Origin of the sequence: Micromonospora sp. NPDC049230 (assembly GCF_040647875.1) — a bacterium.
Taxonomy (GTDB): Bacteria; Actinomycetota; Actinomycetes; order Mycobacteriales; family Micromonosporaceae; genus Micromonospora.
On record NZ_JBEZCZ010000009.1, the window covers coordinates 127,944 to 149,861 of the forward strand.

Annotated in this window: 18 protein-coding genes and 1 riboswitch; of the genes, 10 read left to right on the forward strand and 8 right to left on the reverse strand. The window is 72.4% G+C overall.

Annotated elements, in window-relative coordinates:
* Positions 1–494: 494 nt before the first annotated feature.
* Both AB0A95_RS11250 and AB0A95_RS11255 read right to left on the reverse strand, forming a co-directional pair.
* Complete coding sequence (locus AB0A95_RS11250; RefSeq protein ID WP_357555554.1) at positions 495–2,054, reverse strand: alpha/beta fold hydrolase; 1,560 nt, start codon at positions 2,052–2,054, stop codon at positions 495–497.
* Positions 2,055–2,120: 66 nt separating this feature from the next.
* Entirely contained in the window at positions 2,121–4,946 is a 2,826-nt protein-coding gene (locus tag AB0A95_RS11255) for a BTAD domain-containing putative transcriptional regulator (RefSeq protein ID WP_357555555.1), read from the reverse strand.
* 223 nt (positions 4,947–5,169) lie between these two features.
* Between AB0A95_RS11255 and AB0A95_RS11260 the strand changes: the two genes are divergently transcribed.
* From AB0A95_RS11260 to AB0A95_RS11290, 7 genes are all read left to right on the forward strand, one after another.
* The gene (locus tag AB0A95_RS11260; protein ID WP_357555556.1) at positions 5,170–6,003 is read left to right on the forward strand and encodes an SAM-dependent methyltransferase; all 834 of its coding nucleotides are present in this window, start codon (positions 5,170–5,172) and stop codon (positions 6,001–6,003) included.
* Positions 6,004–6,104: 101 nt separating this feature from the next.
* Positions 6,105–8,405, forward strand: a complete 2,301-nt coding sequence (locus AB0A95_RS11265) for an LLM class flavin-dependent oxidoreductase (RefSeq protein WP_357555557.1) — start codon at positions 6,105–6,107, stop codon at positions 8,403–8,405.
* A 181-nt stretch (positions 8,406–8,586) separates the two neighbouring features.
* Positions 8,587–9,258, forward strand: coding sequence for a hypothetical protein (locus AB0A95_RS11270; protein ID WP_357555558.1), 672 nt, complete (start codon positions 8,587–8,589; stop codon positions 9,256–9,258).
* Positions 9,259–9,354: 96 nt separating this feature from the next.
* Entirely contained in the window at positions 9,355–10,221 is an 867-nt protein-coding gene (locus AB0A95_RS11275; RefSeq protein ID WP_357555559.1) for an ABC transporter permease, read from the forward strand.
* Between the two features lie 35 nt (positions 10,222–10,256).
* Positions 10,257–11,303 (forward strand): glycine betaine ABC transporter substrate-binding protein, encoded by a 1,047-nt coding sequence (locus tag AB0A95_RS11280; RefSeq protein WP_357555560.1) that lies wholly within the window; start codon positions 10,257–10,259, stop codon positions 11,301–11,303.
* Positions 11,287–12,066 carry an ABC transporter ATP-binding protein gene (locus tag AB0A95_RS11285; RefSeq protein ID WP_357555561.1) on the forward strand — a complete coding sequence of 260 codons (780 nt, stop codon included), beginning with the start codon at positions 11,287–11,289 and terminating at the stop codon, positions 12,064–12,066. The genes AB0A95_RS11280 and AB0A95_RS11285 overlap by 17 nt, the downstream gene beginning before the upstream one ends.
* Positions 12,067–12,083: 17 nt before the next feature.
* A complete protein-coding gene (locus tag AB0A95_RS11290; protein ID WP_357555562.1) occupies positions 12,084–12,965 on the forward strand; it encodes a TauD/TfdA family dioxygenase in 882 nt (293 codons plus the stop codon).
* Positions 12,966–13,037: 72 nt separating this feature from the next.
* On the opposite strand, the gene AB0A95_RS11295 is transcribed toward AB0A95_RS11290, so the two are convergent.
* The 6 genes from AB0A95_RS11295 to AB0A95_RS11320 all read right to left on the reverse strand — a co-directional run bounded on the left by AB0A95_RS11295 (position 13,038) and on the right by AB0A95_RS11320 (position 18,781).
* Positions 13,038–13,865, reverse strand: a complete 828-nt coding sequence (locus AB0A95_RS11295) for a GNAT family N-acetyltransferase (protein ID WP_357555563.1) — start codon at positions 13,863–13,865, stop codon at positions 13,038–13,040.
* A complete protein-coding gene (locus AB0A95_RS11300) occupies positions 13,865–14,113 on the reverse strand; it encodes a helix-turn-helix transcriptional regulator (protein WP_357555564.1) in 249 nt (82 codons plus the stop codon). Before AB0A95_RS11300 ends, AB0A95_RS11295 begins: the two co-directional genes overlap by 1 nt.
* A gap of 42 nt (positions 14,114–14,155) precedes the next feature.
* Positions 14,156–14,725, reverse strand: a complete 570-nt coding sequence (locus tag AB0A95_RS11305) for a copper resistance CopC family protein (RefSeq protein WP_357555565.1) — start codon at positions 14,723–14,725, stop codon at positions 14,156–14,158.
* A gap of 23 nt (positions 14,726–14,748) precedes the next feature.
* On the reverse strand, positions 14,749–15,960 hold the full coding sequence (locus tag AB0A95_RS11310) for a Dyp-type peroxidase (protein ID WP_357555566.1): 1,212 nt from the start codon (positions 15,958–15,960) through the stop codon (positions 14,749–14,751).
* Positions 15,961–15,983: 23 nt separating this feature from the next.
* Positions 15,984–16,583, reverse strand: coding sequence for a copper chaperone PCu(A)C (locus tag AB0A95_RS11315; protein ID WP_357555567.1), 600 nt, complete (start codon positions 16,581–16,583; stop codon positions 15,984–15,986).
* A gap of 65 nt (positions 16,584–16,648) precedes the next feature.
* On the reverse strand, positions 16,649–18,781 hold the full coding sequence (locus AB0A95_RS11320; protein WP_357555568.1) for a copper resistance protein CopC: 2,133 nt from the start codon (positions 18,779–18,781) through the stop codon (positions 16,649–16,651).
* Positions 18,782–18,911: 130 nt separating this feature from the next.
* A riboswitch (cobalamin riboswitch) is annotated at positions 18,912–19,126 on the forward strand.
* A 192-nt stretch (positions 19,127–19,318) separates the two neighbouring features.
* Between AB0A95_RS11320 and AB0A95_RS11325 the strand changes: the two genes are divergently transcribed.
* The 3 genes from AB0A95_RS11325 to AB0A95_RS11335 all read left to right on the forward strand — a co-directional run bounded on the left by AB0A95_RS11325 (position 19,319) and on the right by AB0A95_RS11335 (position 21,885).
* The gene (locus AB0A95_RS11325; RefSeq protein ID WP_357555613.1) at positions 19,319–19,765 is read left to right on the forward strand and encodes an acyl-CoA thioesterase; all 447 of its coding nucleotides are present in this window, start codon (positions 19,319–19,321) and stop codon (positions 19,763–19,765) included.
* A gap of 103 nt (positions 19,766–19,868) precedes the next feature.
* Complete coding sequence (locus tag AB0A95_RS11330) at positions 19,869–20,861, forward strand: zinc-dependent alcohol dehydrogenase family protein (RefSeq protein ID WP_357555569.1); 993 nt, start codon at positions 19,869–19,871, stop codon at positions 20,859–20,861.
* Positions 20,862–21,021: 160 nt separating this feature from the next.
* Entirely contained in the window at positions 21,022–21,885 is an 864-nt protein-coding gene (locus AB0A95_RS11335) for an ALF repeat-containing protein (protein WP_357555570.1), read from the forward strand.
* Positions 21,886–21,918 lie beyond the last annotated feature (33 nt).

Consider the following 21,918-nt stretch of genomic DNA (forward strand, 5'->3'; position numbering starts at 1 on the left):
TGGTGGCGGTCGACGCGTCCAAGCGCCCGACTGTTCGTCGAGCGCTCGGGTGGCACGGCCAGTGGGAGCGCTCCCAATCGCCTCGTTGCCAGGAAGTTAATTCGTCTAATGATGTATGTCAATGCCGTAACGTCGCGGCCCGGTGGCCGTCATCGTCCACAGGCCCCACCGCGACGCTCAGGTCCGACCCGAACCGCCGGAACTCCGGAGCCTCGCCGACGGTCCACGCCAGACGCACGCCCCCGTATGCCACGGCGCCTAGCCGAGCACAACGTACGTCTGGCCGTGGCCCGTCCTGCCGGCGATCGTTGTCGCCATGCATCCGATCTTTGCGCCGCTTGGGCGCGGACGAACCCCGCTGACAGGGGAAGGGTGCTCCCTCGCGGGAGGGATCCGCTCCCCGCGCCCCGAACGCGTCGCGCCGGGTCGGCGCCGAGGCTGAGACCTCGGCGCCGACCCGGGTGTCCGGCACTGGTCCGGACGGCACCGCCGCGTCAGGCCGGGGCGGCCGGGCAGCTCGCACCGACCGGCGGGACGACCCTGCTGATCAGGTACCGCTCGACGCGGCCGCGGGTGCACTCGGTGCGGGGGTAGCTGGCGTGGCCCGACCCCTCGTAGGTGAGCAGGCGACCGTACGTGCCGAGTTGGCTCGCCACCCGCTGCGCCCCGTCGTACGGAGTGGCCGGGTCGTAGCGACCGTTGAGCAGCAGCAGCGGGACGTTCGTCCGCACCCGCAGTCGATGCTGCGGGTTGTTCGCCGTCCACCCCAGGCAGATCGCGGTGAAGCGGACGACCAACGGCGAGGCCCGCAGGTGCGGTGCCGCGGCGCGGGCCAGTTCGAGGTACTGGTTCCACTCGGCGAAACCGTCGACCGGCAGCGACCAGTCCTGGCAGAACGCGGGCAGGGCGTACTCGGTCAGGCCCTCGTCGCCGTCGACCGGCACCATCGGGGACGCCAGCGGATATTCCTCGCCGCGCTCCAACGCGAGAAGCATGTTCGCGAGGTCGGCCCAGGTCGCGTCGAAGAAGTTGACGAAAGTCGCGAACCCCAGCTCGAACCAGGTGAGCCGGGCGCCGGTGCCCGCGTCGACGAGCGTGCCGGCGTCGGCGCGGCGCATCAGCCGGTCGTACAGCGCGGGCACGTCGCGTCCGTGCAGTGCGCAGCCGGAGGTTCGCTCGCACCAGCTCACGAACTCGTGGAACAGGGCCTCGTTGCTGGCCGCGCCGCTGCGGACGTACCCCCTGATCCCCTGGCTGTGGTCCATCACGCTGTCCATGGCCAGTGCCCGGACCCGGTCGGGGAACAACTCGGCGTACGCCTGCCCGATCAGGGTGCCGTAGGACCACTGGTAGAAGCTGAGTTGCCGCTCACCGAGTGCCGCCCGGATGGCGTCCGTGTCCCGCGCGACGTTCACACTGTCGAGGTGGTCGAACAGCGGGCCACTCTGCGCGCGGCAGTCGTCGCGCAACTGGCGGTTGTAGGCGCGGAGTCGCTCGAACTCCGCCGCGTTGGTGGGCGTCAGGGACGGGTGCCGGCCCAGCAACGCCGATGAGCAGCGCACCGGCGCGCTACGGACCGTGCCCCGAGGATCGAAGCCGACGAGGTCGAAGCGGCGCAGCACGTCCGGCCCGAGCTGGGTCTCGGCCGTCAGCGCCACGTCCACCCCGGACAGACCGGGACCACCGGGGTTGAAGACCAGGACACCGATGCGGGCTGCCGGGTCGGTGGCGGTGCGCCGGGCCAGGGCCAGCTCGAAGGTCTCCCCACCCGGTCGGGCCCAGTCCACCGGGAGCCGCAGGGTGCCGCACCGCGTACCCGGGTCGTCGGGCCGTTCCGGGCACGCCCGCCAGTCGATGCGGCCGTTCCACCCGCCGGTGCCGCTCCCGGCGACCGATCCGGTGCCGCCGGACGACGCCGGCGTGGGGCCCGCGAACGCCGGTGGGGCGTTGAGCGACAGGGCGACGAGGACCGCGACGACGGCCGGAAGTCGACGGACAATTGGTGGGCGTCGGCGGTCGACCCCGCCGCGACGCCAGAGAGTGGGTCTCTTCATGGTCAGCATGCGCCCAGCCTGCCGACGCCCGGTCCACGCCGGATCCATGCCGGTCCGTGGGCAGGCTCAGCGCGAGGTCGCCAACCGCTCGGACAGCTCCCCGGCCTGCGGATGGCCGACCCGGTCGAAGATCTCCAACGCCTGTCGCCACAGGTCCGTCGAGCTGTCGTGGTCGCCCACCGCCCGATGGGTGTCGCCGAGCCGGACGAGTGTCTCCGCCCGCCCGCACTGGTCCTGGGCGTCGGAATAGAGTGCGAGGGCGCGCTGGTAGCAGGCCGCCGCCGTCGGGTGCGCACCGAGACCCTGATGGGCGAAGCCGAGGCTGTCCCAGGTGTGGGCGCAGCCCACCCGGTCCTCGATCTCCTCGTACAGTGCCAGTGCCTGCTCACAGTAGGTGATGGCCCGGCCGTGCTCGCCCAGCCGGGCGTGGCCCCACCCGATCGCGTTCAGCGCGGCGGCCGCGCCGCGTCGGTCGTCGCTGCCGCCGGACAGCGCCAGCGCCGCCTCGGCGTGCGGCAGCGCATCCCGCGGGTTGCCCTCGGTGTCGTACACCCAGGCGAGGTGCAGGTGGGTGCTCGCCTGCCCGGGCCGGTCACCGATCGTGTCGTACCGCGCCATCGCGCTGCGCAGGTGGCGGCGGGCCGCGTCGTACCGACGGAGCTGGAGATGTGCCAGCGCGAGGTCCCGGTGCGCCACCGCCTCGGCCCGCGGCTCGCCCCGGCGTCGGGCGACAGCTACCGCTACCGTCTGGACGGTGCTCAGGTCGTGCCACAGCGACATCCGACTGAGCAGGGGGGTGAGGGCCTGGGCGAGCTGCCCGGCGTGCGCGTCGAAGCGGTGGGTGGCCGCGTCCTCGACGGCGGCCAGCAGCACCTCCTGTTCGATGCCGAACCAGGCCAGAGCCGCCCGGTGGTCGGCGAACGCCGGCGGTGACCCGTCGACGGGCAGCGGATCGGTCGGCTGGTGGCTGGAGTCGACACGCCTCGCCGCGGCGAGTGCGGCCCGCAGGTAGTGGTCGAACACGCGCTGGCGCGCCGCGCCACGGTCGGCCGGGGAGTCGTGCGCGTCCGTCAGCTCCTCCCCGTAGGCGCGGAGCAGATCGTGACAGCGGAAGCGGTTGGGGGACTGCTCCGCCAGCAGGTTCGCCCGGGTCAACTCGTCGAGTGCCGGCCGGATCAGGTGCGGGGGCGCCCCGGCGAGGCTGGCCGCCGCCGCCGCGCCGATGTCCGCAGTGGGGTGCAGGCTGATCCGCCGGAACAGCCGGGCCGTGTCCGGGCTGAGCAGACGGTACGACCAGGAGAGCACCGTCCGCAGGTCGGTGGCGGCGTCGTCGGTGGCCAGGGCGGCGAGCCCACCCCTGCGCGCGGCCAGATCGTCGGCGATGGCCTGGAGCGGGAACGTGGGCCGGGCGGCGGCCCGCGCGGCCACGATGGACAGTGCGAGGGGCAACCGCGCGGTACGGCTGATCAGCTCGTCCACCGCGGCCGGCTGGGTGGCGGCCCGCCGTGCACCCAGCCGCCGGACGAGCAACTGGCGTGCTTCGGGGGTGCTGGGCAGGTCGAGTGCCACGGTGTGAGCGCCTTCGGCGGCGACCAGGCCGGGCAGCGTGTGGCGGCTCGTCACGATCACGCCGCATCGGCTGGACCCGGGAAGCAGCGGTCGCACCTGTTCGGCGTCGCGCGCGTTGTCGAGCAGCACGAGTAGCCGTCGCTCGGCGGTCAGACTCCGGTAGAGGGCGAACTGGGCCGCTGGCTCGGCGGGTATCTCCAGGGGCTTGACGCCCAGGGCGGGCAGCAGCGAGCGTACGACGACGGCAGACGGCGCGGCCTCCTGTGTGGCAGTGCCGAAACCACCCAGGTCGACGTGGAGTTGCCCGTCCGGATAGTGGTGCAGGCTGTCGTGTGCCCAGCGCAACGCCAGCCACGTCTTTCCGACACCGCCGGTGCCGGTGACGACGACGGTGCCGGCCGGGTCGGTGTCGTCGAGCAGCAGCGTCGTGAGCTGGGCCAGCTCGCGGGCGCGGCCGGTGAACAACGTCGGCGGGGCCGGCAACTGCCGGGGAACGATCCGGGTCGCGGGTCGGTGCGGCGGCCGCGCCCCTGGTGTCGACACCTCCCGGTCGGCCCGCAGGATGCTGGTGTACAGCCGTTGCAGATCGGCGCCGGGCTCGACGCCCACCTCCTCGGACAGGACCCGGCGCAACCGCCGGTACGTCGCCAGCGCGTCCGCCCGCCGACCGGCCCGCGCGAGGGCCACCATGAGCTGCCCCCAGGGGCGCTCGCGCAGCGGATCCCCGTCGACGCGCGTCCGGAGCGGCTCGATCAGCTCGTTGTGCCGGCCGGCGCGCAACTGGAGGTCCGCGACCTCCTCCAGCAGACTCGACCGCTGCTCCTGGAGTCGGGCCCGGACGGAGAGCAACACCCCCGCGCCGGGCAGGCCCGCGAACGGCTCGCCCCGCCACAGCGCCAGCGCCGCCTCGAACGCCCGCAGGGCATCCGCGGCGCGGTCCTGCCGCAACGCCTGATAGCCGTGCTGGGCCAGGTCGTCGAAGGCGACGGTGTCCACCGTCTGCCCATCGAGGACGAGCCGATAGCCGGTAGCTCCCGCGAGGATGGCGGGGTCGGGTGCCCCGGGGGACCGCAGCGCTCGGCGCAACGCCCAGACGTAGGTCTTCACGTTGCCGGCGGCCGTCTTAGGTGGACGGCCCTGCCACAGCTCGTCGACGAGTTGGTCGATGGACCACGCGCTGCCCGGCTGCGACAGCAGGACGGCCAGCAGACGCACCTGCATCGGCGTGCCGAGGGCCAGCCGTTCCTCCACGGGAGACCACACCTCGACCGGCCCGAGCAGGTGGTACCGCATCGCCGGCCGCCCCCCGTCACGCTGGACCATCACCCCACCGTACGGCCTGACGGCAGTCCCCTGTCTCCCGCCCAGACCCGGCGGCGTCCCGCCAGCCTCGACCGTGGCGGTCCGGGCCGGCCGGCGCGTGGAGTCCGCTCGGGTGGCGCGGATTCATTGCCGTATATAACGTGGCACGGTCGCGGGGCGGCCACATCCTCGGCGGCCCGACTCCGCCATGACATCGCGGACGCGATGAGAAGAGGGGTTCGTCGTGACCACTGATTCGCAGGCGACCGACCGACCCGAGGCCGGCGAGGTCGATGTGGTGCAGAAGATCGACACGTCGGTGCCGCACTCGGCACGGATCTGGAACTACTGGCTCGGTGGCAAGGACAACTTCGCTGTCGACCGCGAGGCCGGCGACCAGTACCGGCAGGTCTTCCCCGGCGTCGTCGACGTTGCCCGCGCCTCGCGGCAGTTCCTGGTCCGCTCGATCACGTTCCTCGCCGGTGAGGCGGGCGTCCGCCAGTTCCTCGATATCGGCACCGGGTTGCCGACGGCCGACAACACCCACGAGGTGGCGCAGCGGGTCGCACCGGACGCGCGGATCGTCTACGTGGACAGCGACCCGCTGGTGTTGGCCCACGCCCGTGCGTTGCTGGTCGGCACGGCCGAGGGCAGGACCGCCTACCTCGACGGCGACCTGCACGACCCGGCCGGGGTCATCGCCGAGGCCGGCAGGACGCTCGACTTCCAGCAGCCGATCGGGCTCATCCTCAGCGGTGTGCTGGGCCACCTGCCCGACTACGAGGCGGCCCGCTCGATCACGCGGCAGTTGCTGGCGTCGCTGCCCAGCGGCAGCTACCTCTCCCTCAACGACGGCACGAGCCTGATCAGCGCCGAGATGCAGCAGGCGCAGGACGACTACAACGACAGCGGTGCGGTTCCGTACACGCTTCGCTCGCCGGACCAGATCGCCGGGTTCCTCGACGGCCTGGAGGTGGTGGAGCCCGGCGTCGTGCCGTGCCCGCAGTGGCGACCTGACGACGCGGTCGACACGCCCGCCGACATCGACGCCTTCGGCGGGGTGGGCCGCAAGCGGTAGGACGGGTCGCGGAATGAGCCAGTGGGGAAAGTGTGTTGTCTGAAATACGGTCTGCAAAACAGATCATATTCTAGAAACACGACCACGGAGATGTCGAAGAGATGCCTGATTACGGTCACGAAATCCTGTTTGGCACTTTCCTGACGCCCGACGCGCACAACCCGGACCAGGTGGTGGCGCTCGCCGAGCTGACCGAGGCGGCGGGACTGGATCTCACCTCCTTCCAGGACCACCCCTACAACGCCGAGTTCCTCGACACCTGGACCCTGCTGAGCTGGGTCGCGGCCCGCACGGAACGGCTGCGGATCTCGGGAAACGTCCTCAGCCTTCCGCTGCGTCCGCCGGCCGTGCTGGCCAGGGCGGCGGCAAGTCTGGACCGGCTGTCCCACGGCCGTTTCGAGCTGGGCCTCGGCGCCGGCGCGTTCTGGGACGGGATCGAGGGCATGGGCGCTCGCCGACTGACGCCGGGGCAGGGCGTCGAGGCGCTCCGCGAGGCGGTCGACGTCCTGCGCGGTGTCTGGGACGTCAGCGCGCCCGGACCGCTGCGGCAGGACGGGACGTACTACCCGACCCCCGGCACGCAGCGCGGCCCCGAGCCGGCCCACGAGATCGACATCTGGCTCGGCGCGTACCAGCCGAAGATGCTGGCGTTGACCGGCCAGAAGGCGAACGGCTGGCTGCCGACACTGGAATACCTGCGCTCCCCGGACCGGGTGACCGCCAACCGGCTCATCGACGAGGCGGCTGTCGCTGCGGGACGCGACCCTCGGGAGATCCGGCGGCTGCTCAACCTGTTCACCGTCGACGTCTCGTCGCGCAACCGTGGCTTCCTCCAGGGGCCTGCCGAGCAGTGGGTCGAGCAGCTCCTCCCGATGGTCCTCGAAGAGGGGTTCACCACCTTCCTGATCGGCCGTGACGACCCGCGCCTGATCCAGACCCTCGGTCAGGAGATCGCCCCCGCGCTGCGCGAGGCGGTCGCCAGGGAGCGCGCGGCGGGCACGCCCGGCACCGGACCGGTCCGCAGCGTCGCCGCCCTGGCCGAGCGTCACCCGGGCCTCGACTACGACGCGCTACCGCAATCGTTGGCCGCCCGGTCCGTCGAGCCGGGCGACCCGGAGTACGACGGTGTCCGGCACAGCTACAGCTGGCCCGGAGCGCCGGCCCTGGTCATCCGGCCGCAGGCCGTCGCCGAGGTGATCGACGCCGTGTCGTACGCGCGGACGCAGAACGTGCCGCTGTCCGTGCGCAGCGGCGGGCACGGCATCAGCGGCCGGTCGACGAACGACGGGGGAGTCGTCATCGACATGTCACTGATGAACAAGGTCGAGGTGCTCGACCGGGCGACCCGCCGGATCCGGCTCGAAACGGGCGCCCGCTGGGGTCACGTGGCCCAGGCGCTCGCCCCGTACGGCCTGGCGATGAGTTCCGGCGACTACGGTGACGTCGGCGTCGGCGGCCTCGCCACCACCGGCGGCATCGGATACCTGGCGCGCAAGCACGGCCTGACCATCGACCACGTCGTCGCCGCCGAGATCGTGACCGCCGACGGCCGCCTGCTCCGCGTCGACGACGAGCATCATCCCGACCTGTTCTGGGCCGTGCGCGGCGCCGGCGGCAACGTCGGCGTCGTCACCGCCATCGAGATGGAGGCGGACGAGGTCGACAACGTCGTCTACGCCCAGCTCGTCGCGGACGCGACCGACACCGCCGGGCTGCTGCGCCGCTGGGGCCAGCTCGTCGAGGAGGCACCACGGGACCTGACAAGTTTCCTGTCCCTCTTCCCCGGTCGTCGAGGTGACCCGCCGACGGCCCAGGTCACCCTCGTCTTCGCCGGGGACGACATCGAGGCGGCACGGTCGGCGCTGAGCCCGTTCCTGGAGATCGGACCCATTCTCGACCAGCAGGCGCAGCTCGTGCCCTATCCCGCGATCGTCGCGCCGCCCGGCAACCGGCACCGGGGTCAGGGGCTGAACGACACCCGCAGCGGGCTGCTGCACCACATCACACCCGAGGCCGCGGATCGCATGGCGACCATGATGGACTCCGGTGACGTGATGATCATGCAGGTCCGGTCCGTCGGCGCGGCGGTCAACGACGTCGCCGGCGACGCGACCGCCTACCCGCACCGGACGCAGAACTTCTCCGTGATCGCCGCCACCGTGCCGGACCGCAGAGCCCACCTCGACAAGCTGTGGACCGAGCTCTATCCGCACCTCGACGGCCTGTATCTCAGCTTCGAGAGCGACACCGATCCGGATCGCCTGCTGGACGCCTGGCCCGAGCCCACCCTCACCCGGCTGCGCGCCATCAAGGCCACGTACGACCCGGACAACATCTTCAACCGAAACTTCCCGATCCCACCGGCAGGCGACACCGAGGACGAGGCGGTCGCCAACTCCTGACGGGCCGGGCAGCGGGGTGGTTTCACCCGGGCGGCGCGCGAGGCGTTGGAGGCGACCGCGCGCGACGAGGGGGTCTTCCTGGACCCGACGTACACCGGCCGGGCGATGGCGGGGCTGCTCGCCGGCAGCTTCCCGCACGGCGACAGGGTCGTCTTCCTGCACAGCGGGGGGCTGCCGTTGCATGAAGAAGCTCGGCCGCAGGATCGTCCGGGGGATGCCCGACTCCTGCAACTCCGCGTCGGAGAGCGCGTGGAGCCGACCGTTGCGGGTGGGTGCGTCGTGCGCGGCGCCGATCGCGGAGAGCCGGACGATGTGCGGCTGGCCGGCCGGCTCCGCGTGCTCGGTGCAGTTCGGTCCCGGGCTCACGTCGGCGGCACCCGGCTTAGCCATGGCGTACCTGGTCGTGTCCGACATCGAGGCGACCCACGACACCCTCGTCGCCGCCGGTGTCGAGGTCGGCGACGTCTTCCACGTCAGCCCGGACGGCCCGGTCGACGGGCCGGACCCGCAGCGGCGCAGCTACTTCTCGCGCGCCACGCTGCGCGACCCGGACGGCAACACCTGGCTGCTCCAGGAGATCACGGCGAGGCTTCCCGGGCGCATCGAGGGAGGTCTGACGTCGTTCGGCTCCGCGAGCGACCTGGCGGGCGCGCTTCGGCGCGCGGCGGCCGCGCACGGTGAGCACGAGAAGCGGACGGGCCAGCACGACGACAACTGGCCGGACTGGTACGCGGCGTACCTGGTGAGCGAGCAGTCGGGGGCCAAGCCGCGCCCGCGTGAGCCCCGGCTCGGCCCGATGCCGGTGGGTCAGCACGACGACTCGCCGGCATCATCGTCTCCCACGGCAGGCTGAGCCCGTCCCGCGCCGAGATTCCACGCAGTGGGCGATCCCTTGTGTATAACCCACTAAAACTGTAGGAATAGTGGGTCATCCTGATCGGGAGAGGCCATGACTGTTGTGACAGCGACGCAGACCGTGGGCTCCGACGTCGGTGCCCCACCACCGACACGTCCAGCACGGGCGGGGGAGCGGGCCGGGTGGTGGCGACGCGTCGTGCTGCGCGCCGTGTCCCTGGTGGTCCTGCTGGCGCTCTGGCAGATCCTCGCGGTGCTGACCGACAACCCCACGTTCATCCCGTCGCCGGGCGCGGTGTGGGACCGCCTCGTGCAGACGTCCACCACCCACGACGGTGTCCGGGGCTACAGCGGTCACCTGCTGATCGAGCACCTCGGCGTGAGTCTGCGGCGCATCCTCATCGGCTCGGTGGTGGGCGTGGCCGCCGGGTTGGTGCTCGGCCTGGTGATGGGCACCGTCACCTGGGTGCGGGTCGCGACCGAACCGGTCGTCACCTTCGTCCGCGCGCTGCCCCCACTTGCCTACTTCAGCCTGTTCATCATCTGGTTCGGCATCGACGAGACGCCGAAGCTGTGGCTGCTGTCCATCGCCGCGCTGCCCCCGGTCGCGGTCGCCACCGCCTCCGCCGTCAGGGCCGCGCCCGCCACCCTCGTCGAGGCGGCCCGTGCGCTGGGCGGCGGGCGGTGGGCGGTCACCCGCGACGTGGTGCTGCCGCACGCGCTGCCGGAGATCTTCACCGGCATCAGGCTCGCCGTGGGCATCGCCTACTCGTCGGTGGTCGCCGCCGAGACCATCAACGGCGTACCGGGCATCGGGGGGATGGTCCGCGACGCGCAACGCTACTCGCAGACCGACGTGGTGGTGCTCGGTCTGTTCGCCATCGGCCTGTCCGGCCTCCTCATCGACGCGCTGCTGCGCACCGCGGAGGACCGGCTCGTTCCCTGGCGCGGTCGAAGCTGATCACGCTGTTCCCCACCTCGCAGAACGGACGTCCCGTGCGCAGACCACTTGTCGGAACTCTCCTCGCGGCTGCCCTGCTCCTGGCCGCCGCCCCGCTCGCCGGGTGCGGCAACGGCGCTGCCAGCGGCGGCGGCGATCCGCAGCGCAAGAGCATCAGGCTCGCCTACCAGGCGTTCCCGAGCGGCGACCTGATCGTGAAGAACCAGCGGCTGCTGGAGGAGGCGTTGCCGGACTACACGATCACCTGGACCAAGTTCGACTCCGGCGCGAGCATCAACACCGCGTTCGCGGCCGGCAGTGTGGACATCGCCGCCATCGGGTCCAGCCCGGTCGCCCGCGGTCTGTCGGCGCCACTGAACCTGCCCTACAAGGTGGCCTTCGTCCTCGACGTCGCCGGTGACAACGAGGCGCTGGTAGCCCGCAACGGCGCCACCATCACCACCATCACCGACCTGCGGGGCAAGAAGATCGGCACCCCGTTCGCCTCGACCGCGCACTTCAGTCTGCTCGCCGCCCTGGAGCGCGGCGGAGTCAAGGAGAACGAGGTGACGCTCGTCGACCTGGAGCCGCAGGACATCCTCGCCGCCTGGACCCGGGGCGACCTCGACGCCGCGTACTCCTGGCTGCCCTCGCTCGACGACCTGAAGAAGACCGGCAAGGTGCTCGTCACGAGCCGCGAGCTGGCCGCCGCCGGTAAGCCCACGCTGGACCTCGGCGTGGTGTCCACAGCGTTCGCCGACGCCCACCCCGAGGCCGTCGACGCGTGGCGCAGGGCCGAGGCGAAGGCCCTCGACCTCATCGCGACCGACCCGACCGCCGCGGCGACCGCCGTCGGCCGGGAACTGAACCTGGACACCGCCGCGGCCCAGCACCAACTCAGTCAGGGCGTGTTCCTCAAGCCCGCCGACCTGGCCAGCCCCGAGTGGCTGGGCTCGCCCGAGAAGGTCGGCGCGCTCGCCGACAACCTCTACAACGCGGCGGTCTTCCTCAAGGGGCAGAAGAAGGTCGACGCGATACCGGACCGGTCGGTGTTCGAGGCGGCCGTCTACACCAAGGGTCTGCCGAGTGTCCTCCAGCCCTGACGCCGCGGTCGAGGTCCGCGACGTCACCCACACGTACGGGACCGGGTCGGCCGCGGTCACCGCCCTCGGCCCGATCGACCTGCGCGTACCGCCGGGCACCTTTCTGGTCCTCGTGGGCGCCTCCGGATGTGGCAAGACCACGCTCCTGCGGCTGATCGCCGGCTTCGAACAGCCGACGGCCGGCACGGTGACCGCCGCGGGCTGGCCGCCGGTGCCCGGCCGCAACGCCGGTCTGGTCTTCCAGCAACCCCGGCTGCTGCCGTGGAAGACCGTCGGCGGCAACGTCGGTCTCGCGCTGCGCTACGCCGGTGTGCCCCGGCCCGAGCGGTCCCCCCGGGTGACCGCCCTGCTGGACCGGGTCGGCCTGCCGCACGTCGCGCACCGCCGCACCTGGCAGCTCTCCGGCGGCCAGCAGCAGCGGGTGGCCATCGCGCGGGCGCTGGCCGTGGACAACCCGTTGCTGCTGCTCGACGAGCCGTTCGCGGCGCTCGACGCGCTCACCCGGGAGCGGTTGCAGGAAGACCTGCGCCGGGTCAGCGCCGAGACCGGCCGGACGTGTGTGTTCGTCACGCACAGCGTGGACGAGGCCGTCTTCCTCGGCAGCCGGGTGATCGTCCTGACCCGCCGGCCCGGCCGGGTGGCCCTCGACCTGGACGTCGACCTTCCGCGCAGCGGCGTCGAACCGGACGAGTTGCGCGGCTCACCGGAGTACGCGGCCCTGCGCGCCACCATCGGCCACGCCGTGCGTGCCGCCGCCACCTGAATGTGAGGGGCACCGCCATGACCGACACCCTGCTGAACCTGACCCTGGACCCACTCGGCCCGCACTTCGGCGCCGAGGTGCGCGGCCTCGACCTGCACCGAGCCACGGACGACGACCTCGCGGCGGTGCGCGCCGCACTCGTGGACCGCAAGGTGCTGTTCTTCGCCGACCAACGCCTCGACGACGACGGGCAGGTACGCCTCGGCCGTCGGCTCGGCGAGCTGACCGCCTCGCACCCCGTGGTCGGTGGGGTGGACGAGCGACACCCCGAGGTGTACGCCCTGGACAGCGCCGACAACGGTTTCGCCGACGTGTGGCACACCGACGTCACATTCGTCGCCCGTCCACCGCTCGGGTCGATCCTGCGCGCGGTGACGCTGCCGCCCAGCGGCGGTGACACGACCTGGGCGGACAGCCAACTCGCGTACGACTCGCTCGCCGAGCCGGTGCGCCGCCTGGTCGACACCTTGGTGGCCGTGCACGACGGCAACCGCGAGTTCGGCTACTACCTGGCCCAACGCCGTGGTGGCCGGGGCAGTGTGTGGGACGGCGAGGTCGTCACCCGGCTGGATCCGGTGGAGCACCCGGTCGTGCGCGTCCACCCGGAGACCGGCCGCCGGGGCATCTTCGTCAACCCCGGTTTCACCTCGCACATCGTCGGGGTGTCGGAGGCCGAGAGCCGGGCCATCCTGGACCTGCTCTACGCCCACCTCACCAAGCCGGAGCACCTGGTCCGACACCGGTGGCGCCCCGGTGACGTGGCGATGTGGGACAACCGCAGCACCGCCCACTACGCCAACCGCGACTACGGCGGCGCACGGCGTGTCGTACACCGCATCACCCTGCGCGGCGACCGCCCGCAGGGTCCGGCCGATCCGTGGCGTGGCCCGCCGCGCTGAGCGACGGTGACCCTCCTCGCCGGCGGGAGGGGACGTGGCCGGGGCGGCGAGAGGGGACCTGGCCGGGTGCGGTCAGGACGCCGACCGCCAGACCCAGTTGCGGCGTTCGTAGAGCGGCACCAGCCCGGCCCGGCGCATGTTGTCCAGCGACGGGTTGCGCTGGCCGGCTGCGGGCTTTCCGGTCTCGGCGAACAGCCACCGGCACCCGGCCTCCGCCGCGGCGCGGGCGCGGGCGGCGATCAACGCCGACTGCGCGCCGAGCCCGCGGTGCCCGGGTGCCGTCGCGGCGGCGTTGAGCGAGGCCGACTCGCCGTGCAGGAACAGGTTGCCGCCGGCCACGATCTCGTCGCCGTCCCACGCCGCGTGCGGCCTCCAGGCGGGCTCGCCGACGGTCGCGGCCAGCATGTCGGTGAGTCCACCGGCCGGCATGCCGAAGCCGGCGAGCAGCACGTCGGCCCAGCGCCGCGCCTCGGCCGCCGGCACCGGGGCGACCCGCAGGCGGGTCTGCGCGGCGGCGACGTCACCCGCTCGGGCGGCGAGCTTGACCCAGGTGCTGCCCGGCTCCAGCCCACGTGCGGCGGCGACCGCGTCGAAGCCGTCGGGCAGGACCGCCGGGACGAGCTGGAGGACCGCCTGGTCGACGCCCTGCTCCCGGTAGAAGTCGAGGACGCGATCCAGGACCCGCACGGTGAACGGCTCGGTGACGCCGAAGCCGAGCGCCTTGCTCCAGTACCCGCCGGAGGGGTCGTTGCGCATCGCGAGGGCGACACCGCCGCCGATGCGCGTGGTCGCCACCCCCAGATCGGTGTACGCGGGCTCGGGCGCCCGCGACTCGTAGGAATACATGAACTCGCACTCCACGCCCTCGGCGAGCGGGGTCAGGTCGGTCGTGTCGGTCATCAGCCGATTCTCGCGCGGTACCGATCCCAGGCCCGCACCAGCTGCATCCGATGGTGAATGCCCAGCTTGTGATATATGGAGCGGAGGTGCGGGTCCACGGTGTGGAAGGAGACGAAGAGGCTCCCGGCGGCCTCCTTCTTCGTGGCACCGGCGGCGAGCACCTCGGCCACCCGCTCCTCGGCCGGGGTGAGCGCGCCGATACCGGGTGGGCGGCGCATCGTCGGCCGACGGACGGCCTGGTCCGGCACGGTGTCCGGCCGTCCGTCCCCGGACGGGGGTGAGCGGTCGGATCAGCGACGGGTGGCCCGCCGCCGCCACAACAGCCCGGCGGCCACCACGACGAGGACGGCGAGCACGGCCCCCGCGACGAGTACGCCGGCACCCGTGCCGCCGCCGGTCCGCACCCCGGCGACGGCGGCGGGAGTGGCCGCCGACGTACCGGTGTCGGCAGCCGGCGCGGCGCTGGACGCGGGGTCGGCCACGGTGAACGGGTACGAGCCCTGCACCGGGTGCCCGTCGACGGAGACGACCCGGTAGGCGACCGTGTACGTCCCGTTCGGCAGTGCGTCGGTCACCTGGACCGTGCTCTTCGCACCGGCGACCACCGGCTCGCCGGTGGCGAGTTTCCGCCTGGCGGCGTCGGTGAGCACGATTGTCGTGAACGCGGGGTCGAGCCGCTGCATGAATTCCAGGGCGACCTCGGTCGGTGCGCTCGGCACTGTCGCGTCCCGAGCCGGCGTCGCCGACTTGAGCGAGTTGTGCGCCCAGGCCGGGGCGGCCGGGACGAGCAGCGCCACGACGACGGCGAGCACCGCCGCGCCGAGCCGGACGGCGGTGGGGCGGGACGGCGGTACGGTCATGGCGATTCTCCGGGTTGGCTGACTCATCCGAGCACCTGCTCGCCGATCCATCCTCCCGGTCGGCAGCCGGGCGGGATGGCGAAGACGGCGGACCCGATCGGCGTGGTCCACTCGTTGAGCAGGTCCCGGTCGGCCAACCGGCGTTGGATGGGTAGGTACTGCCGGGCGATGTCGGCCTGGTACGACGTGAAGATCAACCCGCTGTCGGCGTGGCCCTCGGCCGTCGGCACCCCGTCGTAGTTGTAGGGCCGGCGCAGGATCTTCAGCCGGTCGTCGGTGACGTGCGCCCGGGTGAGGTGCGAGACGTCGGGGATGACGGTGAGCCCGTCGGCGCCGGTGGCGGCGAAGTCGGGCTCGTCGTGCTCGGCGGTGCCGGTGAGGGGGGCGCCGGTGTCGAGCCGCCGCCCGATGGCCAGTTCACGATCGGCGCGGCCGAGCAGGTCCCAGGTCTCCATGTTCATGCTGATCCGCCGCACCACGAGCGTGGTGCTGTCGCGCAGCCACGCCGGGCCGTCCGGCACCCACAGGGCGGTGTCCAGTGGGGTGCCGGGCCGGGGGTTGGCGGTGCCGTCGAGCTGGCCGAACAGGTTGCGTTGGGTGTGGCCGCCCGGCTCGACGCCGGGGCTGCGCCGGAAGCCCCGCTGGACCCACCGGACGGTGGCGAAGGGCCGGCTGTCCTTGATCAGGACTCGTTGGGCATGGGCGACGGTGATCGCGTCGTCCGCGCAGATCTGCACCAGCAGGTCACCGCCGGACCAGGCCGGCTGGAGGCGGTCGACGCGGAACGACGGCAGGTCGGTGACAGAGGCTGGCCGGCGGTCGTCGACGCCGGCGGCCCGGTACAGGCCGGGCCCGAAGCCGAAGGTCACTGTCAACCGGGCGGGCAGCAGCCCGAGTTCGGCCTCGGTGTCGGCAAGCGCGGGTTGGCCCTGGGTGAGACGGGCCGCGTCGTCGGTGAACAGCCGCAGCATCCGACCCAGCGCCGCCCGGTCGGTGCCGGCCCGCAGGGTGAACGCCACGAACGAGGCGTGCGCCTGTGGCTCGGTGGCCACGCCGGCCTGCCGGGGGCCGTGGAACGGCTCGACCAGCCCGCCGACTGTCGCCGCCACCGTCATGTCGGCGGTCGCCGACGGTGGCCCGGTCCTTCCGGCGCGGGTCGCGGCGATCGCGGCTGCGCCGGCCAGCGCTCCTCCGGCGGCCAGCGCTCCGCCGGTGAGCAGACCACGCCTGCTCACCGGCCGCACGGGTGGCGTCTCGGTCACGACGCCGGGCTCATGCTCATTCCCGGCGTGGCACTCATGCCGGTCTTCGGCTCGCCGTGCCCCGGGGCGTAGCTCTCCTGCGCGCCGGTGAACGGCTTGGCCACCGCCGTGAACTGCTGGGTCCTGCCGTCGGCGAAGGTCAGCGTGACCGTCAGCTCGTCGCCGGCCTGGACGGGCTTGGTGAGGTCCATCAGCATCAGGTGGTCGCCGCCGGGCTCCAGGGCGTGCGTGCCCCTGGCCTTGACGACGATGCCGCCCTGCTTCTGCCGCATGACCATCTTGCCGTCCTGCATGGCCATCTCGTGCAGCTCCATCGACGACACCGAGGTCGTGGCGCTGGTCACCGTGACATCGCTGTCGCCGTTGTTGACCAGGGTCCCGAACGCCGCGGTCATGCCCTTGTCGGCCGCCTTCACCCACGGGTCACGAATGCCGACCACACCGGCGTCCGGGTTGGCCGAGGCCGACGCGGACCGGCCCGGCTGTGTCGTCGCCGGGGAGTCGGCCGAGCCACAGCCTGCGACGCCCGCCGCCAGGATCGCGGCGGCGAGGACGGTGGCCGAGCGGCGTAAACCGAGCGGGCTGGTGGTGCGCATGTGTTCTTCCTCCGATGATCGCTGCTGGCAGTTAGGTCGGCCGCGGCGGGGAGAAAGTTCCGGTCTCAGGGCACGTTGATCGTGAACTCGGCGGTGTGCACCTTCCCGGCGATCTGGAAGTCGAAGAACGCCCGGTACCGGCCCGAACTCGGGGCGGTCAGCCAGAACTTGACCGACCCGTCGACCAACTCCTGCTCGGGGTGCACGTGCACGTACCCGAGATCGCCCTCGCGGACGACGACCAGATGCCCGTACGCGCCCAGGTACCGCTCCAGCTGCGCGGGAATGGTCGGGTCGGCGCTGACCTGGAAGTGCATCGGCGCCGTCACCCCCACCGTCGGGGTGCCGTTCATCGACACCTTGTAGGGCCCGGCCGTCGCCTCGGCCCGCACCGGCGGCAGCGCGGTCGGGGTGTGCGCGCCGGGCACTGTGTGGTCGACGCCCAGCACGAGCGGGATCTGTGTGCCGTTCGTCGCGGTGACGGAGAAGTCGGCGTAGACGCGGTAGCCGCCGGGCCGGGCCAGCGTCAGGGGGACGCTCCAGGTGCCGTCGGGCGCCATCGTCGGATGCAGGTGCTGGTAGCCGGACAGGTCGCGGCCGACCACGATCATGTGCAACGGCTTGTCGTGGACGACCGCGAAGCGGGTCGCCGGCTGCCGGTCGGTCCCGACGATGCGGAACCGGTAGTCGGCGCGTACACCTGGGGGTTGGGTCCGCTCCAGCGGTTGCAGCGTGTAGCCGCCGGCGCTGACCGTCGTCCCGGTCGCCAGCGCCGCGCCCGTCGCGTCGTCACCCCGATGCGTGTGCGGCCCGGTGCCCGCCGGGTGTTGGTGCCCGTCGGTCGCGGAGCCCTCCTGCCCCGCGGCGGGCGGACCCGCCGCGGACTGTCGGGCGTCGCGGTTCGCCCGGTTCTCGTCGCCGGTCCCGATGCGGGCCAGCCCGAACCCGGCCAGCAGGGCGATCACCAGCCCGCCGACGAGCAGCGCCAGGTGGGTGTTGCTCAACCGGGACCCGGGCGTCGCGGCGGCGAGGTCCGTGTCGGGCCGTGGCCCGGGGTCGACAGTCGGCTCGTCGTCCGTGCTGGTGAGGGCCCTCTCCACCGGACCGGTCGGCGTCGGCTCGACGGTGACGCCCGTGCGGGCCGTGACGACCGTGTCGCCCTTGCGCGCCGCCGGCACGGTGGCGGGCCCCCGCTTGTCACTCGCGGTACGCGCGACGACGCCGGTCGCCGCGCCGGCCTTGGCGGCCCCGCTGATCTTGCCGCCGCCGGCCTTTGCCCCGACGGTCTTGCCAGCGACGGTCTTGCCGCCGGTCTTGTCTCCGGCAGCCTTGCCGCCGACGGTCCTGCCGCCGACGGCCCTGCCAGCGCCGGCCCTGTTCGGGGAGCGGGCACCACCGCCGCGTCGACCTGTCGCCCGCGAGGTACGGCCCCGGCCGGCGGGTGTGCCGGCGGACGCCGATCGGCGACGCCAGACGACGTACCCGGCGACCGCCCCGACCGCCGCGACCACCGCCAAGCCGGTCCAGGCCAGTGCTCCGGGACCGTTCTCCTCGGTCGACCCGGTCGACCCGGTCGACGGGGCCGCCGCGGCCGGCGGGGTCGACGGATCGTCGGCGGTGGTCGGCACCGCCGACGCCTGCCCGGACGAGTTGTGCTGCTCGCTGGCGGCCACCAGCGCCGGGTCCGGCTGGGTCGACGGCGGCTCCCACCCCTTCGGCGCTGCCGTCACCCGCCCCTCGTAGCGGAAGGTCAGGGTGCCCCGCACGGTGTCGCCGTCCGAGGCGACCGACAGGTAGCTCACCGAGTACTGGCCCTTGGCGGGCAGGTGGGCGACGGCCACCACCGCGGGGAACCCCGTCGTGTACTCCCGTGGCTCGAACTGCCCGTTGACCAGGAAGTACTCCCGTACCGGCTTCTCCAGTGGCTTTGGCTCCCCCTGCGACCAGCCGTTGTCGACACGGGTGCCGCCGGGGGCGGTGATCGTGAAGAACGCGTTGGCGGCGGCCTTCTCGGTGAAGAGGAGCCGCACCTCCGTGAACGGCTCGCGCACTGTGGCGCCGCTCGCCGGTGTGGACTCGGCGAGGGTCCCGTGCGCCGCGGCGGGTTGGGCGGACGCGAGGAGGGCGACCGCCGAGGCGAGGAGGAACGCGAGGAGGCCCGAGACCACCCGCCCGCAAGTCTGGGGGAGACGACGCATCTGGATATCCTCACCCGCGCGAGACTTTTTTCAAGAGGTGACGATCTTCTTCCTCGGACGACGAAAGTTGACGACGAGGACGCGGGCCGCCGCGACACGATGCCCCGGGTGGACAGATTCCCTGGCCAGCTATGCTGCCGGCGGCGCTGGTTCGCCCCGCCGTGACCGGCTGGGCGTCGTAGGAGGGAACCCGGTGGAAATCCGGGGCTGCCCCGCAGCGGTGAGTGGGAACGACCGCCGTCATCAGCACTGGGCCAACGGCCCGGGAAGCGACGGCCAGTAGGGGACCGGCACCACCGGTCAGGCCCGCGAGTCCGAAGACCTGCCGGCGCCGCGTACACAACCGTGTGCGCTGCCGTCGGCCTCGCGGGTGGGCTGAGCGGGCGACGGGCCGTGCGTGTGGCGCGCGGCCAGGTCCTCGTCAGCGGGTGTCCGTGATCCGGCGGTGTGGGTTCCGAGGGACGGACTACCGCTGTGCACGACACCACCATCGCCGGCCGAGCGCCGTCGGCGTCGCACCTGACCCTGTCGCAGATCATGGACCAGCACCACACCAACCTGATGGGTACGGTGCACGGCGGCCGGATCCTCAACCTCATCGACTCCGTCGCCGGTGTGGTCGCCGCCCGGCACTCCGACGGGCCGGCGGTGACCGCCGCCATCGACGAGACGGCGTTCCTGCGCGCGGTGCGGGTCGGTGACGTCGTGCACGTCGACGCCCGGATCACCTGGGCCGGCCGCAGCTCGATGGAGGTGGCCGTCAAGGTGACCGCCGACCGGTGGGACCGGGCGGTGCCGCCCACCGACGTGGCCACCGCCCACCTGGTCATGGTCGCCATCGACGACGACGGCCAGCCTCGTAGCGTGCCGCCGCTGCTACCGGAGACCGACGGGGACCGGCGACGGTACCGGGAGGCGGAGATCCGCCGGAAGCACCGGCTGGCGCTGCGACGTGCGCTGCTCGACGGTGCCGAAGACGACTGACAGGTGCTCGGCCCGCCCGTGGGGGGCGCGGTCCGAGGAACCCGCCCCGCCGCCGATCCGGTCGGATAGCGTCCACGTGAAGCCTCGATCACGGAGAGTGTGGATGGTTATGCGCGCTGCGGTGCTGCGGGAGTTCGACGTTCCGCTGACGGTCGAGGAGATCGATCAACCCATCCCCGGGCGCGGGCAGGTGCTGGTGCGGATCGTCGCCAGCGGCGTCAACCCCCTCGACACGAAGATCCAGGCGGGAAAGGCCGCGCACGCGCGTGTCCAGCCTCCCGCGGTGCTCGGCCTGGACCTCGCCGGCGTCGTGGCGGCGGTCGGCGCGGAGGTGACCGGCTTCGCGCCCGGAGACGAGGTGTACGGGCTGTGCGGGGGCGTGGGCGACCTCCAGGGCTCACTCGCCGAGTACGCCGCCGTGGACGCCCGACTACTGGCCCGCAAGCCCCGCGCCCTGTCGATGCGGGAGGCCGCCGCGTTGCCACTGGCGGCGATCACCTCCTGGGAGGGGCTCGTCGACCGGGCCGGAGTCCGCGCCGGGCAGAAGGTGCTGGTACACGGCGGTGCCGGCGGTGTCGGATACGTGGGTGTGCAGCTGGCCCAGGCGCGCGGCGCCGAGGCGTACGCCACCGGCGGGCCGGCGAGCATGCGGGTGATCGAGAGCCTGGGCGCCGTGCCGATCGACTACACCACAAGCAACGTCGAGGAGTACGTGCAGAGGTACACCGGCGGCGAGGGGTTCGACATCATCGTCGACAACGTCGGTGGCCCGACGCTCGACGCGTCGTTCGCGGCGGTGCGCACCCATCACGGGCACGTGGTCAGCGCGCTGGGCTGGGGGTCGCACTCGCTCGCCCCGCTGTCGTTCCGGGGGGCCACCTACTCCGGCGTGTTCACCCTGTTGCCGATGCTGACCGGGCGGGGCCGCGAACACCACGGCGAGATTCTGCGCGAGATCGCGGCGCTGGCCGACGCCGGTGCCCTGCGCCCCCGACTGGATCCACGCACGTTCACGCTCGACACGGTCACGGACGCCCACCGCCTGGTCGCCGGCGGCACCGCCGAGGGCAAGGTCATCGTGGACGTCGCCGGTTGAGCCGAGCCCTTGGTGGACAGCGAAGCGGTCGGGGCTCGCTGCTCCGGGCTGCGTTCTGCGGCCCGACGCGGTCGGTGCTCAAGGGCCCATGCGGATCTCGGAGACCTTGTATGTTTCGCACCGACGATCATTCACGTGGTGAAGGGAAACAGTAGTCCACATGCGACTGAAGATTGCGGCTGGCATCCTCCTGGCACTGGCCTTCCTGGCCCCGGCGACATCCGCGGTGGCGCAAACCAGGTCGCCCGGGCTCACCGGAACATCCTGCCGAGCGATCGTGTACACGGACATTCGTGAGCTTGTCACAGTCGACCTCGACACCGCCTCGGACACCGAGGTGCGGGTGCTGGCGAACCAGATCATGGCTGCGGCGGTCAGGGACTCGTTGACCACGTTGCCCGGCAGGATCCAGGTGGGGCTGGACGGCTCTGCGGATGATCTGCGGGCGTTCCTCAAGACGGGCCTGCGGGTCGCCTGGACCACGGATCTGCGGATCGCGGCGAACCAGACGATGTCGAAGGGTGGGGAGAACGTGCGGGCGGCCGCGCAGGTGGCGCTCGACAACGGGACCATCGATGTCCTTCTGACCTACCTCAACCACGGCCTGTACATCGCACGTGCGCTCGACGCGGGGTCCCTCAAGCTGTTCACGGATATTCGCGCGCTTGTCACAGTCGACCTCGACACCGCCTCGGACACCGAGGTGCGGGTGCTGGCGAACCAGATCATGGCTGCGGCGGTCAGGGAGTCGTTGACCACGTTGCCGGGCAGGATCCAGGTGGGGCTGGACGGCTCTGCGGATGATCTGCGGGCGTTCCTCAAGACGGGCCTGCGGGTCGCCTGGACCACGGATCTGCGGATCGCGGCGAACCAGACGATGTCGAAGGGTGGGGAGAACGTGCGGGCGGCCGCGCAGGTGGCGCTCGACAACGGGACCATCGATGTCCTTCTGACCTACCTCAACCACGGCCTCTACGTCGCACGTGCGCTCGACTGCGTGTATCAGCCGGCGGCGTCGGCCTGACGTCTCGGAGGCCGTCGGGCGTCTTCGTCGGCC